Source organism: Gardnerella sp. DNF01199S (genome assembly GCF_049244155.1).
In the GTDB taxonomy this organism is placed as follows: domain Bacteria; phylum Actinomycetota; class Actinomycetes; order Actinomycetales; family Bifidobacteriaceae; genus Bifidobacterium; species Bifidobacterium piotii.
In genome coordinates this window covers 1,372,795-1,388,341 of the sequence record NZ_CP058380.1, presented here as the reverse complement: position 1 = coordinate 1,388,341, position 15,547 = coordinate 1,372,795, and the positions used below count along the sequence as shown (strand labels likewise).

Annotated in this window: 12 protein-coding genes; 9 read left to right on the top strand and 3 right to left on the bottom strand. The window is 45.8% G+C overall.

What is annotated here, in order from left to right; translation table 11 throughout:
* Positions 1–39 precede the first annotated feature (39 nt).
* The 3 genes from HXT45_RS05660 to HXT45_RS05650 all read right to left on the bottom strand — a co-directional run bounded on the left by HXT45_RS05660 (position 40) and on the right by HXT45_RS05650 (position 3,906).
* Positions 40–1,449, bottom strand: a complete 1,410-nt coding sequence (locus HXT45_RS05660; RefSeq protein ID WP_421781592.1) for a hydroxymethylglutaryl-CoA reductase, degradative — start codon at positions 1,447–1,449, stop codon at positions 40–42.
* Positions 1,450–1,709: 260 nt separating this feature from the next.
* The gene (locus HXT45_RS05655) at positions 1,710–3,002 is read right to left on the bottom strand and encodes a thiolase family protein (RefSeq protein ID WP_421781590.1); all 1,293 of its coding nucleotides are present in this window, start codon (positions 3,000–3,002) and stop codon (positions 1,710–1,712) included.
* Between the two features lie 322 nt (positions 3,003–3,324).
* Entirely contained in the window at positions 3,325–3,906 is a 582-nt protein-coding gene (locus HXT45_RS05650; RefSeq protein ID WP_421781588.1) for a xanthine phosphoribosyltransferase, read from the bottom strand.
* Between the two features lie 436 nt (positions 3,907–4,342).
* Between HXT45_RS05650 and HXT45_RS05645 the strand changes: the two genes are divergently transcribed.
* From HXT45_RS05645 to HXT45_RS05605, 9 genes are all read left to right on the top strand, one after another.
* Positions 4,343–7,357 (top strand): ATP-dependent helicase, encoded by a 3,015-nt coding sequence (locus HXT45_RS05645; protein WP_421781586.1) that lies wholly within the window; start codon positions 4,343–4,345, stop codon positions 7,355–7,357.
* Positions 7,358–7,785: 428 nt separating this feature from the next.
* On the top strand, positions 7,786–8,220 hold the full coding sequence (locus HXT45_RS05640) for a DUF4418 family protein (RefSeq protein ID WP_004131928.1): 435 nt from the start codon (positions 7,786–7,788) through the stop codon (positions 8,218–8,220).
* Between the two features lie 21 nt (positions 8,221–8,241).
* A complete protein-coding gene (locus HXT45_RS05635; protein ID WP_421781585.1) occupies positions 8,242–9,453 on the top strand; it encodes an ABC transporter permease in 1,212 nt (403 codons plus the stop codon).
* Positions 9,443–10,246: an ABC transporter ATP-binding protein gene (locus HXT45_RS05630; RefSeq protein WP_421781583.1), complete on the top strand. Its 804-nt coding sequence runs from the start codon at positions 9,443–9,445 to the stop codon at positions 10,244–10,246. The genes HXT45_RS05635 and HXT45_RS05630 overlap by 11 nt, the downstream gene beginning before the upstream one ends.
* Before the next feature lie 253 nt (positions 10,247–10,499).
* Complete coding sequence (rpsD, locus tag HXT45_RS05625; RefSeq protein WP_004113375.1) at positions 10,500–11,126, top strand: 30S ribosomal protein S4; 627 nt, start codon at positions 10,500–10,502, stop codon at positions 11,124–11,126.
* Positions 11,127–12,094: 968 nt separating this feature from the next.
* On the top strand, positions 12,095–13,912 hold the full coding sequence (gene galT / locus HXT45_RS05620; RefSeq protein ID WP_421781581.1) for a galactose-1-phosphate uridylyltransferase: 1,818 nt from the start codon (positions 12,095–12,097) through the stop codon (positions 13,910–13,912).
* Positions 13,913–14,034: 122 nt separating this feature from the next.
* Positions 14,035–14,709: a histidine phosphatase family protein gene (locus HXT45_RS05615; protein WP_116689430.1), complete on the top strand. Its 675-nt coding sequence runs from the start codon at positions 14,035–14,037 to the stop codon at positions 14,707–14,709.
* Positions 14,710–14,828: 119 nt separating this feature from the next.
* A complete protein-coding gene (locus HXT45_RS05610) occupies positions 14,829–15,263 on the top strand; it encodes a DUF948 domain-containing protein (RefSeq protein WP_004131946.1) in 435 nt (144 codons plus the stop codon).
* Positions 15,263–15,541: a hypothetical protein gene (locus HXT45_RS05605; RefSeq protein ID WP_004574662.1), complete on the top strand. Its 279-nt coding sequence runs from the start codon at positions 15,263–15,265 to the stop codon at positions 15,539–15,541. The genes HXT45_RS05610 and HXT45_RS05605 overlap by 1 nt, the downstream gene beginning before the upstream one ends.
* Positions 15,542–15,547: the final 6 nt, after the last annotated feature.

Sequence of the window (15,547 nt, the reverse complement as noted above, 5' to 3'; positions counted from 1 at the left end):
CTGCGGAAAAATGGCCATTAACCGCGCGTTTTTGCGGTTTTACGTGTTCCTGCGCTTGCGCAAATTCTCAAGAATTATTCTTGCAGAATTCGTGTTCAAATCGGAAGAATTTTTGTTTAGAAGCTCGTGCACAACCTTCTGTATTTCGTCCCCATGCGCTCCAGAAGCGATGGCGATGTTTGCAGCCTGAAGTCGCATGTGGCCAGCCTGGATTCCAGGGCCCGCGAGTGCGCGAAGGGCTGCAAGGTTTTGGACGAGTCCAACGGCTGCTAGAACGTTGCGAAAATCGTTGGCATTCTTGACTTTAGCAAGATGCAACGCGACTTTTGACATTGGGAGCGAGGCGATTGCGCCGCCCACAGTGCCGATTTGCAATGGAATTTCGATGCGGCCGTAAAGGATTTGGTCGTTATTTTGCAAGGTCCACGTTGAAAGAGGCGTGTAGCGGCCTGATTTTGCGGCCCATTCGTGCGCGGCGCCTTGCAATGCGCGCGTGTCGTTGCCAGACGCGAGTGCTGCGGCCACTATTCCGTTTAGGATTCCTTTGTTGTGGGTTGCAGCGCGCTCCGCGTCTACGGCGGCCAGGGAGCTTAAGGAGGCGATGCGGCGCGCAAGGCGCATGCCGTCGGTGCGCTGCGAGTTGCGTTGCTCGGTGTTGTGTTGCTCGGCGTAGTGTTCGCAATTTTTGCCGCTGTTCTCGCAGCGCTCGTCGGCATCTCCAGCCGCGGCAGTTTTTGCGCTAGACACAAGCGCTTCTACGGGTATGCGTACTTCGGCGACTGTTGCCGCGAGGCTGGAGTTGGCAAGAATCGCCACCAGCGCCTTGCGCCCAACCCAGCTCTCAAGCTGGGTTTTAACAGCTTCGCCAATGGTGTTTGCAATGTTTGCTCCCATTGCATCGCACGCGTTTATGTCTAGTGTTAGCTTGGCGAAGCCTGTTAACGCCGCCGCCTGCGCGCGTTCTAATCCGCCGCCGCGTTGATATATTGATGGGTGCGCGGAGCGCGCAACCTCACTAATCGCCGTGCGTTTTAACTCGTCGCGCATTATGCTATCTAGTTTTTTTGCTACGCTTCCGTCCGCGTCTTCAAAAACGATTTGCGCGCGCGTAACGTAATGCTCGCTGCGTGCAACAACGCCGTTTTCTAGGCTTTTTGACGCGATTTTTGCGCCGTTGCATGCAGCAGCGATCACGGACGGCTCTTCCGTAGCCATCAGAACGTTTCGCATAACGCCGTTTACTTTTAGGCCGCGCACAACGCCTACTGGCAGGCTGAATCGCCCGATTTGGTTTTCAACCATGCTGTTCGCAACGCTTGCAGGAATATTTGTTTCGCCACTTTGCGCGAGCTGTTCGAGCAGAAGTTGCGCGCAATCGCAGCTAAGCGCGCCTTCTGATTCCAGTGTTTTTATGCGCTGTTCTACGCTTAATTCTCGAAAAGCTGACATATTTCTCCATTTTTTGCGCTATTTTCACGATTTTCATTTTTACGTTTTTTCACTTTTGCAATGTCTCTTTGACGCTATTGACGCTATTCAAGTCGCCAGTAACCGCCACATTCGCTAGCAGTCGCCACATTCGTCGCCAGCAACCGCGCGATTCGCGACACTCTGCACGCATACTGCGACTCACTCCGCGCGTGTCACAACACGCATCCTTCAGTCGTCACAACGCCAGTCGCGACACTCCGCACGTCAATCGCACGCTTCTACTTTCGCATCCTAACTTGCATGCTCACTCCAATTCCGCCGCCCACGCACAGCGCCGCAACGCCGTTTTGCATGTGATTGTCTTTAAGTGCGTAAAGAAGTGTTGTTAAAATCCTGGCTCCGCTAGCTCCCAAAGGATGCCCGAGCGCAATCGCGCCACCTCTTACGTTCAGCTTGCTTTCGCTTATGTTCAGCTGCTGGCACACGGCTATGCTTTGCGCAGCAAACGCTTCGTTAATCTCAAAAAGGTCAATGTTTTCAACGGTGTAGCCCGTGTTTTTTAGCATGCGCTCCATAACGTGTTTTGGCGCGTATCCCATAAGATCTGGGCTGATTCCGCCTTCTGCAAATCCCACGATTTCTGCCAAATAGTCGATTCCGTGCGTGATTGCGTAGTCTTTGCTCATTAAGACGAGTGCTGCTGCGCCGTCGTTGATGCCGCTTGCGTTTCCAGCTGTTACAGTAGGAGAGTGTTTTTTGCCAAAATCCGCCTCACTCATTCCATCAGCTTCGCGACTGCCAGAATCTGCCTCACTCAAACCACAGTTCGCTCCACTCATTACATCAGCTTCGCACGTTCCAAAATCCGCCTCAAACAACGTTTTAAGCTTAGCCAATTTCTCCATAGACGTGTTTGCGCGCGGATGCTCATCGCGGCTAATAATAGTTCCGTCCATAAGCTTTACAGGCGCAATCTCCGCGTCAAAATCGCCGTTATTTTGCGCAAAAACTGCTTTCTGATGGGATTTTAGTGCAAAAGCGTCTTGCTGCTCGCGCGTTATGCCAAACTTTGCAGCCACGTTTTCCGCGGTAACTCCCATTTCTTTGCCAGTAAAAGCGTCACAAAGTCCGTCTTTTTTTAGTCCATCCACCAGCGCGCTGTTGCCGTAGCGAAGACCACCAAATCGCACGTTTTGCGCGTAAAACGGCACGTTGCTCATGCTTTCCGTGCCGCCAGCAACTACGATTTGCGCATCTCCCATGCAAATCGCAGCTTGCGCAAGGCGAATGGCTTTAAGACCAGACCCACAAACTTCGTTGATTGTCATTGCGCAACTTGACTCATCAAGTCCCGATCTAAGCGCGATTTGACGCGCAACGTTTTGACCGCTACCTGCTTGAAGTACGTTTCCAAAAATCGCTTGATCTACGGATTTTGGGCTGATTCCTGCGCGTTCAATGGCGGCTTTTGCTGCGATTGTTCCTAACTCAACAGATGTTAGCGACTTCAACGCGCCTCCGAATTTGCCTATCGGTGTGCGCGCTGCGCTTACAATCACAATATCACTCATACGTTTAGCCGCCAATCAGTTGAAAACTAGCCGATTAAAGCTATCTTGATCAAGCTATCTTATTGAAAATTATTAAAAATTGCATGTTGAAAACTAGCACATTTAGAGTAATAGGTTTCAAACACCAACCGAACTACTTTATCGTATTTTTACGCAAAATTGCGATTTGTGAAGAATTATGTTTAATTTTTTCACAATTTGCGCACAATCGCATTTTTCGCATTTTTCGCATTTTCCGCATTTTCCGCTTTTTGTACGTGTTTTGGCCTGAATTTGGTACAAAATGCGGAAGTATCGTGTGGTATAAAATGCGAAAGTATCGCTATTTGCGGAATGTGATTGACCCATCGCTAGGATCCATCGACTCCACAATCGCCAGCGAATCCAAGTCATATCCAGCTTCGCGCAACGCATCTCCACCGCCTTGGAAGCCTTTTTCAATTGCAATGCCAATGCCAGCAACTGTGGCTCCAGCGTGATTGCAAATGTCAATCAACCCTTGTAAAGCCTTGCCATTAGCCAAAAAATCGTCCAAAATCAAAACGCGGTCGTCTGCGCTCAAATATTTTCTAGACACTATCACAGGGAATTCGCGCTGCTTTGTAAACGAGAATACGGTAGATACGTATTGATCGCCATCCAGGTTGATTGATTGCGCTTTCTTTGCAAAAACCACTGGAATGTTGCCAAAATGACGCGCAGCAACGCACGCGATTCCGATTCCCGAAGACTCGATTGTTAGGATTTTGTTGATATGCGTGTTTTGAAAATGCTGCGCCCAAGCGGCTCCCATTGCGTCAAAAAGCGCGCAATCACATTGGTGATTAAGGAATGCGTCGACTTTCAAAACATTTCCTGGCTTAACAATGCCGTCTTTTTGGATGCGTTCTTCCAGTTCTTGCACGATGATTCCTTTCAAATTGCGCCGTATTTTGCGTACGTGGCGTGTATCTGTATAGCTTACCCCCCGCTTTGACTCACTTTACATGCTACGCTTTAAGCTCGAAGGTATGTCGTATAGCCCGAGTTTGTTTCTTTCCCCTCCGAGTTTGTTTCTTTCCCCCGCATTTGTTTACCAAATCGACCAAAAAGGGAACAAACCCAGGAAAGTCGTTCGCGCGGTCTAAGCGCGCGAACGTCTTCGCCGCGCAGAAGCAGTGCTTCTGCCTTAAGCGGCTCAGCGCGCCAAATTGCCTTCGCGCGCTACGCTTTAAGCGCTCCGGCAGGTTGGCGCGCTAACGTCGTCGACTCGCAAAACGCTGCGATTGTGTTTGGCTGCCGTCCGTTAAAATTGGTTAGAGTTTAATTTTTGCGATTTGGAACACGGGGGAGAGTGGCTTTTGAGCAAGTACGGTTACGATTTTGATTTGTTTGGCAATCCAGAAGATGCCAGCGAGCAGAGCGATGCCCCTATTAATGAAGTTTTCGACGAGCAAAGTGGTGCTTCTGTTAGCGATGCCCCTATTATCGATGCTCCTATTAATGAAGATATGACGAGCGAAGTTTCTGCTTCTACGGTTGCTGGTGATTTTTCCGCACAATATTCAAATTCCGCACAATCTTCCCAAATAGTTCAATCTTCTGCAGCTGAACAATACGCTCAAACATCCGCACAATCTTCCAACCTTCCCGAAATCAACCCACAATCGCTTTTAGAAGGCTTAAATCCCCAGCAATCCAAGGCAGTCCAATACACTGGTCCCGCACTTTTAATCGGAGCTGGCGCAGGCAGCGGTAAAACGCGTGTTCTTACGCGCCGAATCGCGTGGATTTTGGCTAATCGCAAAGCGTGGCCGAGCCAGATTCTTGCAATCACGTTTACAAACAAGGCAGCTGCGGAGATGCGCGAGCGCCTGGCAAGCTTAATCGGCAATAGCGCAAATAGCATGTGGGTCTCTACTTTCCACTCTGCTTGTGTTAAGATTCTTCGCACTCATGGCGATTCAATCGGCTTAAAATCGGGCTTTTCTATCTACGATTCTTCCGATTGCGAGCGTCTTGTTAAAATAATCGCATCCGAATTGAACATCGATATTAAAAAGTTTACGCCGAAACTTTTATTGTCTAAGATATCTGATTTCAAAAATAATTTGGTTACATGGCAGGAAAATCTTAAAAATTACGCACCAGATTATAAGCCAGGCGCGTCTGTATTTGGCGCATCTAGCTTTAATGCTGCTGGCAATGCTGATGCGCTTTACGCTGCCGTTTACGCGGAGTACCAAAATAGGCTTAGTGTGTCGAATTCTGTTGATTTTGACGATTTGATTATGCTAACGGTTAAGCTTTTGCGCCAAAATCCGCAAGTTAGCGCGTATTACAAGCGAAAGTTCCGCTACATTTTGGTTGACGAGTATCAAGATACTAATCACGCGCAATACGTTTTGATTCGCCAGCTTGCAGGCGTGGGTGATGCAGGTGTGGGTGATGCAGGTGTGGGTGATAATTCCTCAGTTCCACAAGTTTCCGCATCTTCACCAGATTCTCCCCAGCTTTCGCAATCTTCAATCACGGTTGTTGGCGATTCCGACCAGTCGATTTACGCTTTCCGCGGTGCAGATATTCGCAATATTCAAGACTTTGAGCAGGATTTTCCAAACGCTACAACAATTATGTTGGAGCAGAATTATCGCTCTACGCAAACAATTTTGGACGCTGCAAATGCTGTGATTTCTAACAACACTAATCGCAAGCCTAAAAAGTTGTGGACATCTTTAGGCAAGGGATCTCCAATCGTCGGTTACGTGGCCGATAATGCGCAAGGTGAGGCTTCTTGGGTTGCTCAAGAAATCGCGCGTTTGGCAAGCGAAGATGGCGTAAACTACTCAGATATTGCGATTATGTATCGCGCAAATTCGCAATCGCGTAGCTTAGAAGATGCGCTTATTAAGTCGGGCTTGCCTTATCAACTTGTTGGCGGAACTAAGTTCTATGAGCGTCGCGAAGTCAAAGATGCGCTTGCTTACTTGCAATCGATTGCAAACCCTGATGATGATGTTAATATGCGCCGAATTTTGAACGTTCCAAAGCGTGGTCTTGGTGCGCGCGCTGAGTCGCAGATTACGTCTTATGCAAAAGAAAATTCTATAAGTTTTTGGTCTGCTCTTAGTCAAATAGATAAGATTGCGGAGCAAATTGGTATTTCATCTAGAACTTTTAATGCGCTTAAGAGTTTTAGGGATCTTATTACTTCGCTTATTGACTTTATGAAAGCTAACGATTCCAAGCCTTCTAAGGTTGTAGAGAACGTGCTTAACGAAAGCGGATTGTTGCAAGATTTGCGAGAGTCTAAGGATCCTCAAGATGAATTTAGAGTAGATAACTTGTCTCAATTGCAATCGGTTGCAGCCGAGTATGAGCAGAATACGCCTGATGCTAATGTCGCTGGTTTTTTGGAGACTACGGCTTTGGTTGCGGATTCGGATCAGCTTCCAGACCAGGGCGAAGATACTGGAAAAGTTACGCTTATGACGCTTCACACAGCTAAGGGCTTGGAGTATCCTGTTGTGTTTTTGACTGGAATGGAGCAGGGCACTTTCCCTCATTCGCGCTGTGTTGACAATCAAAAGGAGCTTTGCGAGGAGCGTCGTCTTGCATACGTTGGCATAACTCGTGCTAAGAAAATTTTGTACGTTACTTGGGCAGCTGAGCGATCGCAATGGGGAAAGTCTGCAGAGATGATTCAAAGCCAGTTTTTGGACGAGATTCCTGCTGATTTGATTTGCTGGAAGCGCACAGAAGCGGCCGTTATGCGAGCTGGACTAAGGGGAGCAGGCAGAGATTTTGGCCGTGATTTTGACCGTGATTTTGCTGGCGATTTCTCCGACGATTTTGGCAACGACGGCGTTTGGGGTGACGATTCGTATACAACTTACGGAGGCTCGAGTTACAGCGGATCTCGCTACAGCAAATCGCATTATGGCAGCTCGTATGGTTCTTCAAAGTCTTATGGCAAGTCGTATGGTTCAAAGTCGTATGGCTCTAGTTCATACGGCAGCTCATACAGCAAGTCGTATGGCAACTCATACGGCAAATCGTATGGCTCAAAATCTGGCAAAGTTACCACGCGAATCGCAAGAAAATCAAGCGCATCGTACCAGAGTCAATCGTCCACCTCAAATTTGCAATCGTCCGCATCGTCATTATCTTACAAAAAGCAGAGTTTGCAAGAAAAAGATAACAACTTAAACATTAATGATTTCCACGAAGGCGATAAGATTTCACACGACACATACGGTCTTGGAACTGTTCTTAAAACACAAGACAAGGGCAGAAACTCAATTATTACAGTCGATTTTGGATCGGATGGCGTAAAACGACTTATGTTAAGAGTTGCACCAATCGAGAAATTGTGAAATTGTGAAATTGTAAAATTTTTTGTTTTATAGATGTTGTACGCAAAATAATACAACCTTATTAAAGATTGCATTAAATTGTTAATTGTGATGTTGTTATAACTATTGCGTGATTATATACACGAAAACAAAATATTCAAGACTTGTTTTCTATTAAGCTATACGAAAAAATATAAAAGTAGGAAAATATAAGAGTAAGAAAAGTATAAAAGCAAGAAGAATAAAAGTAAAAAAGAATAAAAGTAAAAACTGCAAATGTTCAAGATTTTAGACTCAAGGGGAAGTTGATTAAGTTCTGAATCTTTGCAGTTGTATTTATGCGAGATTTAAAAGGCGTGGTGCTTGCAAACGTGAGTGCCGTAAAGCGTGTTGCATTAAAGAAAAAGCAACACTAAAAAATAATAACTAGATTTAATGAGGTATTTATTATGAAGAACAAATTATTCGCATCGCTTCATGCAATTGTGTTTGGAATTCTTATTGCCATAGCGCCATTGACATTTGCAAAACCATGCTCAACTGGTGGCATGAGCAAAATGTCTAAGATGCCTAAAATGCATATGATGATGCAACCTATGGCATGCTACTACACAAGCCGCGTGGCTATTGGAATTGGCGTAGTTATTGCGATTTTAGGCATCATTGCGCTATTTGTTAAAGAACACGTTCGCGCTGGCTTAAATATTGCTGTAATTGCTAACTCTCTGTTTATGATTGCTACTACAACATTCCTTATTGGTGTTTGCAAAAGCCCAATGATGCATTGCGCATCTGTTATGCGCCCAACGTTGATTGTGTTATCTGTACTCGCGTTGGTGTTTGCATCTGTTAGCGTGTATCTTGACACTAAATCTGCTTGCTAGTGCGCATCTAAGTAATTTGCTATGCACACTATTACATTAAAGCGATTGCCGCTAGAAAACCTAAAGCAAAAGCCGCTAAGAACCGCCGCGTTAATCGTGGTTTCCGCGTGCTTAGCTGCAGTGTTTTTTGGCGGCTCGCTAATCTCCCTAAATCTTTCAAACGGCCTAAACAGCATGCGCGCTCGCCTTGGCGCAGATATTATGGTAATTCCGCAAAACACCTACAATCGTGCGGAAGCGTTGCTCACTAATGGCGGATCGAGCACGTTTTACTTTACGAACAATATTGAGGATTTTGTGCGAAAGTCAAAAGGCGTTGAAAAAGCAAGCGTGCAAACTTACATATCTTCTTTATCTGCTGGATGCTGTGCGGAAAAGTTGCAAATCATAGGTTTTGACCCTACTAGTGACTTTGTAATCGCGCCATGGATTTATTCGCAACACAAAAGCGAGCTTAAAAGAGGGCAGATGATTGCAGGAGCAAACGTGCTTGTTTCTTACCAAAACACGGTTCGCTTGTATGGGCACGAATGGCCGATTGTTGCGCAACTTGCTAAAACGGGCACTAGCTTAGATAACTCAGTGTTTGTAAACAGAGATACGATTCCAGCGGTTGTTAAATATTCGTCGAAGGTTGGTCACACTGCGATTCCTGCAAAATATGCACGCAAGGCTGTTAGTGCGGTTCTTGTAAAAGTGCGTAAGGGTTTTAGCGCTAAGAGCGTTGCGGAAAATATTCGTAAAACTAGCGGAATTAAAAGCCTTGGAATGGTTTTTCCAGGCGGAATTACAGAGCAGACTAAAAAGAGCTTAGAGGTGCTAAACAAGGCGATTTTTCTTGGCATTCTTGCGTTTTGGCTTGTGGGCGTGTTGATTCTTGTGTGCGTTTTTGCGTCTTCTACATCGGAGCGCAAGAGGGAATTTGCTTCTTTGAGGATTCTGGGCGCAAATAAGCGCATGCTTTTTGGCATGATTTCGCGCGAATCGGCTGTGATTGGCGTTGCAGGCGGCGTGATTGGCGTTGCGTTTGCTTCGCTTATTTTGTTCCCATACAATATTGCGATTTCTAGCCAGTTACAATTGCCGTACTTGGAGTCGAATGTTTGGTTTGTATGCGCGCTTGCTGCGATTTCTGTAGCGTTTTCGCTCGCTAGTGTTTTGGTAACTTCTGCGATTATTGTGGGGCGAATCGCAAGCAGGGAAGCGTATTTGACTTTAAGAGATGGCGAGTAAGATGGCGGATAAAGTTGTTAGCAACGATTTAGGCGATTCAGTCGATTCAGTTAATTTAGGCGATTCAGTCGATTCAGTCGTAAATCTTAAAAATGTTACTCGCGAATTTAAGCGCAAAAATCGCAAGTTTATTGCTGTAGATAATGTTGATTTTTCGCTTAAAGCTGGCGATTTTGCGGCGATTGTTGGCAAGTCTGGAAATGGAAAGTCAACTCTATTAAACATGATTGCAGGGCTTCTAAAGCCTACTCGTGGAAGTGTTACGATTTTTGGATGCAATATTTCGATGCCTTCTATAAGCGACGAGCAAACTTCTGCGATTCGCGCAAAAAACATTGGTTTTGTTACGCAATCGCAAACGCTTCTTGCTAATTTGAATGTGCTAGATAACGTTATTTTGCCTGTTATGATTGCGCGCACATCTTCTAAGCGAGTAGGCAATTTTACGGAAAAACTTGAGCTGAATGATTACGCTAGTTTGGCTTCACGCGCTATGGATTTGCTTAAGCGACTTAACGTGGACGATCTTGCTCATTGCTATCCGCGCGAGCTTTCTGGCGGAGAAATGCGTCGCGTTATGATTGCGCGCGCTTTGATTAATAAGCCGCGTTTGTTGATTTTGGACGAGCCTACTGGCGATTTGGATTCGCAAAATACTCAAACTGTTGTGTCTTTGCTGCGCGATTGTGCGGCTTCTGGCGCGGCTGTTTTAGTGGTTACTCACGATGAATCTGTTGCTGCAAGCGCTGACTGTGTTTACACAATGGACTCTGGCGTGCTTCGCGCAAAATGATGATGTTGAGGCGAGCGCAACTATCTACAGTGCGGAGTAGTATGGGAAACGATGCCTATTTTCGTAGGCATTATCTGGAGCCTTAGCCCATCAGTGGGTCGGCGCGCAAGAATTATGGCGTTATTTCAGCGTTTTAATGCTTTCGCGTTCGTGTGTTTACACGAAGAAGCACTGGAGAGGCCGGCTCAGCGTGAATAATCGTAAAAGTTTGGTTCACGTTCCGTTCAGATAACGACAGAATAAAGGATTAGTAATGACTAATATTCAGCGTTCTCGCCGTCAGGTGCGTCTTTCTCGCGCCCTCGGCATCGCTTTGACCCCAAAGGCTCAGCGTATTTTCGAGAAGCGTCCATATGCTCCAGGTGAGCACGGTCGCACTCGTCGTCGTACCGAGTCCGATTACGCAGTACGTCTTCGCGAGAAGCAGCGTCTTCGCGCTCAGTACGGTCTTTCCGAGAAGCAGCTTCGTGCAGCTTACGAAAAGGGTACGCACACTGCAGGTCAGACTGGTGACGCAATGCTCACCGATTTGGAAACCCGTCTTGACGCTTTGGTTTTGCGCGCAGGTTTTGCTCGTACAACCGCTCAGGCTCGCCAGTTTGTTGTGCATCGTCACATCTTGGTAGATGGCAATCTTGTTGATCGCCCATCCTACCGTGTTAAGCCAGGCCAGACCATTCAGGTTCGCGCTAAGAGCCAGACAATGGTGCCATTCCAGATGGCTGCGGAAGGCGTTCATCGTGACGTTTTGCCAGCAGTTCCTGGTTACCTCGATGTGAATCTTGCCTCTTTGAAGGCTACTTTGACTCGTAAGCCGGAAGTCGATCAGATTCCAGTTGAAGTCAACATCCAGTACGTCGTCGAGTACTACGCTCGCTAAATTCTGGATTTCATTCTTAAGGACATACCGCTTGACCCCTGCTGTGCATTGCATAGTGGGGGTCAATGCGTTTTACTTGCGCTCCGACCTGCCTTTTCGCTTAGAGCGTAGCGCGCGAGCTTCCTTACTTGGTATTGCGCGAGGTTTGAGTATTTCTCTCCTCGCAAATCCCGTCGCTACGCTCCTCTTTTATTGCTCGTATAGAAATACATCAAACCTTCTGAATGTCTAGAACTTTTGCGTATCTTTCATCACCGAGATTCTCGATTTTTCTTGCTGCTTCAGCGAATCACCATCAAAGATGCTGAGGTTCGCTTCATCCGCTGCGAAAAATCTCGAATCTCTACCGCACTTGCGCGCCAACCTGCCGTAGCGCTTAAAGCGTAGCGCGCGAAGGCAATTTGGCGCGCTGAGCTTGCTTAAGGTTGAAAGCACGGTGTGCTTTCAACGCAAGCGAAGACGTTCGCACGGCTAATCCGTGTGAACGACACGACCTGCCTTATAGTGCGATTGTATAAAAAGCAATCTGAGTTATGCTAAAAGCTGGTTACGTGTTGGTGAGTATTAACTTTTGTTAGGGAAGGGTCGCAAGCAACCGAACATTATGCAATAAAACACTTTAATAATAAAACAAAATCACATATAATCATTACAACAATGCCCGTTATGTTACAAAATATAACATTGTGCGAGTGTTGAATCAGAAAATATATAATAGATAATTAAGCGTCTAAAGCGTGTTATTAAGATACAAAAGAATATATAAAAGAATAAAAGAAGATACAAAATACAAGTAAAACAGAATACGCAATAAAAGAAGATTAGAGAGTAGAAGAGACGATGGAGTCAAAGATGTCTCAACAAAATACCAAAGCGAATGCGCTAAAAGCACAACAACTTGCCACACGCGCAATTAACAAACACGCAAAAGACGCGCTAAACAATAACACTTTTGAAGGGGTGGTCTTGTGGTAGAGCCTAAAAAGATTGACGGGTTGCACAATATTCCAACTACGGCTGGATTTGCAGGCCCAGGCGGCGGCTTTGAAGGTGGTGCTGCTGCAGGATTCGAGATTGACGACGCATCTAAGCATAAGAAGGCAGATGAACGCGAAGTCGAAAAAAGCTTGGAAGACACAGATGCTTTTGATGCAATAGACGTTAACGCGATTCGCGCTAGAAGCAAAGCTAGCGGCGCAAACGAAACGGTTATGAGCAAGATTACAAGCACGGGTGTTGGGGATTCTTCGCTTAGTAGCCTTGTAGCTCAAGCCGAAGGAGAAGCTGCTGCCGATGTGCGCGATTCGTTGTATGTAACTCAGCAAATGCCTGCAATACCTTCGGTTTTAAGTGGTATTACGCCGCAAGAGCCGCCGCGCGCAACGCAATCTCCGATTCGCGATTTTGGTGGCGAGTATCCGTATAAGTTGTATCGCCCTGGAACTTACGCGCGCGAGCATATGCGCATTACGGCAACAAAGCTTTCCGACGGACGCGACTTTTTCTACATAGATGACAATCCAGAATACGTTAGCGGCCACAAAACAAGGGAGCTGATTGACCCTAGAAAGTTGGCATATCGTTTTACTTCGCATGTTGATAGCGACGGCAACGAAGTTCCTAGCGAAGTTCCACAAATGCGCCAAGATCCGCTTACAGGAGACTGGATTCCAATGTCTAGGTTGTGGGCAAAGCGGCCAGCTGCGATTCTTGGTGAGGATTCAAATAATCATGATTCTGCGGATTCTGCAGAAGGTTCTGCGCCATCAAGAATCGACCCATTTGCTGGCAGAAAAGCGCAATGCGAGTATCAAGATGGCGAAATTCCAGACGAAGACTATGACGTTGTTGTTTTTGAAAACCGCTATCCAGCTATGGCTCAGGTTGCAGGCGTGCCAAATACAACAACATACGTTGACGGAAATCCATTGTGGAAGCAGGCTCCTGCAGCTGGTCGATGCGAAGTGATTTGCTTTAGTTCAAACGAGAATATGCTTCCAGCTAATCTTTCTGTTTTGCGCATGCGCACGATTGTTGAAGCGTGGGCGTTTAGAACCGCAGAAATTAGCCAAATCGAAGGAATTGAGCAAATTTATCCGTTTGAAAATCACGGCAGTCAAATCGGCGTAACTTTGCATCATCCTCATGGTCAGATTTACGCGTATCCGTTTATTGCTCCTAGGTTAGAGCAGGAGTTGCGCCACACTGAGGCTTATTTTGAGCGCACTGGCAGCAATCTTCTTAAGGATTTGATGAATTCAGAGATTGAAGCTAAAAAGCGTGTGATTATGCATAATCACAGTTGGGTTGCGTATGTTCCAGCTGCTGCTCGATGGCCGCTAGAGGTGCATGTTGCTCCTGTTAGAGACGTTCTTACTTTGGATCAGCTTGACGACCAAGAGCGTTGGGATTTGGCGCAAATCTACATAACACTTCTTAAGCGTGCTAATAAGTTCTTTGGATTATCGTCTTCAAACGCAGGCGATTCGAGCGCTAAATCGTTTGCAAGTTCGGCTGCTTTCGACTTATCTTCTGGCGCGAGTGATGCAAATTCCAGCGAATTCGTTGATTTGCCTTACGTTGCAGCGTGGCATCAAGCCCCTGTGCATGATTCTCGCCGCTCGCATTATCGCCTTAATTTGCAATTCTTCTCGTTTATGCGAGATGCTAATAAAATCAAGTATTTGGCTGGGTCGGAAGCAGGGATGGCATCTTGGATTTCCGATACTACTCCAGAGTTGATTGCAAGCAGATTCCAAGAATTAGGAGATGTTGACTTGGATTAGTCTGACTTGATTAGTCGTGATTAGTTGTGATTAGTTGTGATTAGTCTTGTCTTAATTTGTTTAGTCAGTCTTGATTGCTCTGATTGTTACACGTTTTACTTAAAAAGTGAGATGATTAAGTTATGTTGTTGCATCTTTATTTAGTTCGTCATGGCCAAACCATGTTTAATTGCTACAATCGCTTGCAAGGATGGAGCAATTCTCCACTAACTCAAAAAGGGCTCAAAGACGCCGATTTAGCAGCTCAAAAGCTTAAGAACGTTGTTTTTGCTGCCGCATATTGCTCCGATACAACTCGTGCGCAAATCACAGCTGAGCGTATTTTAAGCGAAAACGAAAAGCATACGCATATTCGTCCGCATCTTGTAAGCGATATGCATTTTCGTGAGCAATGCTACGGCTATTTTGAAGGCCAAGATATGAATATGGCTTGGTGGGCTGCAGGCGCGCCTCACGGAGCAAAAACGTATAACGAAATCGTTGAAAAATTTGGTCTTGCTGCAACTCGAGACATGCTTAAAGAGGCCGACCCATTCCACGATGCGGAGTCAGATATTGAGTATTGGAAGCGCGTTGAAGGTGGTTTCAAAATAATCTCAAGCAATCCAGCGTTAAAAGATGGAGACAACGTTTTGCAAATCTCCCACGGAAACACGCTTTTAAGTCTTATGCATCGTTTTGCCCCTGTTGGCTACGATTTGAGTGAGCGCCCGCAAAATGGAAGTGTAACTCGCCTTGATTTCAACACGGCAGAGCCAATTGATCAAGCTATAACAATTAAGGGATATAACGAGTAAATGCGATTAGTTTGCGCAAAAAATGTTCGCTAAATTTACAAAAAGAGTCTTGACTCTTCGTTAATCTTTTAATACATTGCGTGGGTAGTCGTGTGTAAAACAGCAGGAAAGAGGTTACGATGAGCGTTGGAGACATTGCTGCTCTTATTGCAGCGATTTCGTTTGCGGTGCTTTCGGGATTTATGATTTATCCGCTTATTCGGCTGGGTAAAATGTTCAATCAGATTTCTCAAACTGTTAAGGAATCGGGTGAACACGCTTTACCTGCTATCGACGAATCTGTTACCACAGTAAAACAAGTGAACAAAACCCTTGAAGACGTTAATGCCGTTACAGATGCTGCTCGCACTACAGCTACAAATGTTGGCGCTCTTACGGATTTGTATGGCGCTTTTCTTGGAAAGCCAGTTGTTAAAATTGCATCTGCTTGCTATGCGCTTAAAGACACTTTTAATGCGTTCTTTAATAAGGCTACTGTTCCAACGGATGCTGCAGAATCTTCCGCTAGGCATGCGGCAAATTCTGGCGAGTCGTTTACGCCTAAGGGGGAGTGATGTTTAAGCGTTTATTTTGGATTTGCATCGGTTTTGTAATGGGAGTTATGTCTGTTACAAAAGCTCGCGCGTACGTTAAGGAAAAGTTACCACAAAACGCTAGGAATTTCTTCTTCGATAAAGATCCAAAAAATCTTACTTTAAGCACGATTTTGTCTTTGTACAATGATTTTAATTCCAGCAGAAAAGCCCACGAGTCGCAGATTAACTCTAAGTATGCTAGTAAGTATGCTGATAAGCGTGACGATTCGTTTACAAATAAGTCTTATACTAAGTAGTTACTA

Bases quoted from the DNA above. Each gene is read 5' to 3' on its own strand.
- HXT45_RS05660 (WP_421781592.1), bottom strand. From the start codon at position 1,449: ATGTCAGCTTTTCGAGAATTAAGCGTAGAACAGCGCATAAAAACACTG.
- HXT45_RS05655 (WP_421781590.1), bottom strand. From the start codon at position 3,002: ATGAGTGATATTGTGATTGTAAGCGCAGCGCGCACACCGATAGGCAAA.
- HXT45_RS05640 (WP_004131928.1), top strand. From the start codon at position 7,786: ATGAAGAACAAATTATTCGCATCGCTTCATGCAATTGTGTTTGGAATT.
- HXT45_RS05635 (WP_421781585.1), top strand. From the start codon at position 8,242: ATGCACACTATTACATTAAAGCGATTGCCGCTAGAAAACCTAAAGCAA.
- HXT45_RS05630 (WP_421781583.1), top strand. From the start codon at position 9,443: ATGGCGAGTAAGATGGCGGATAAAGTTGTTAGCAACGATTTAGGCGAT.
- rpsD (WP_004113375.1), top strand. From the start codon at position 10,500: ATGACTAATATTCAGCGTTCTCGCCGTCAGGTGCGTCTTTCTCGCGCC.
- HXT45_RS05615 (WP_116689430.1), top strand. From the start codon at position 14,035: ATGTTGTTGCATCTTTATTTAGTTCGTCATGGCCAAACCATGTTTAAT.
- HXT45_RS05610 (WP_004131946.1), top strand. From the start codon at position 14,829: ATGAGCGTTGGAGACATTGCTGCTCTTATTGCAGCGATTTCGTTTGCG.
- HXT45_RS05605 (WP_004574662.1), top strand. From the start codon at position 15,263: ATGTTTAAGCGTTTATTTTGGATTTGCATCGGTTTTGTAATGGGAGTT.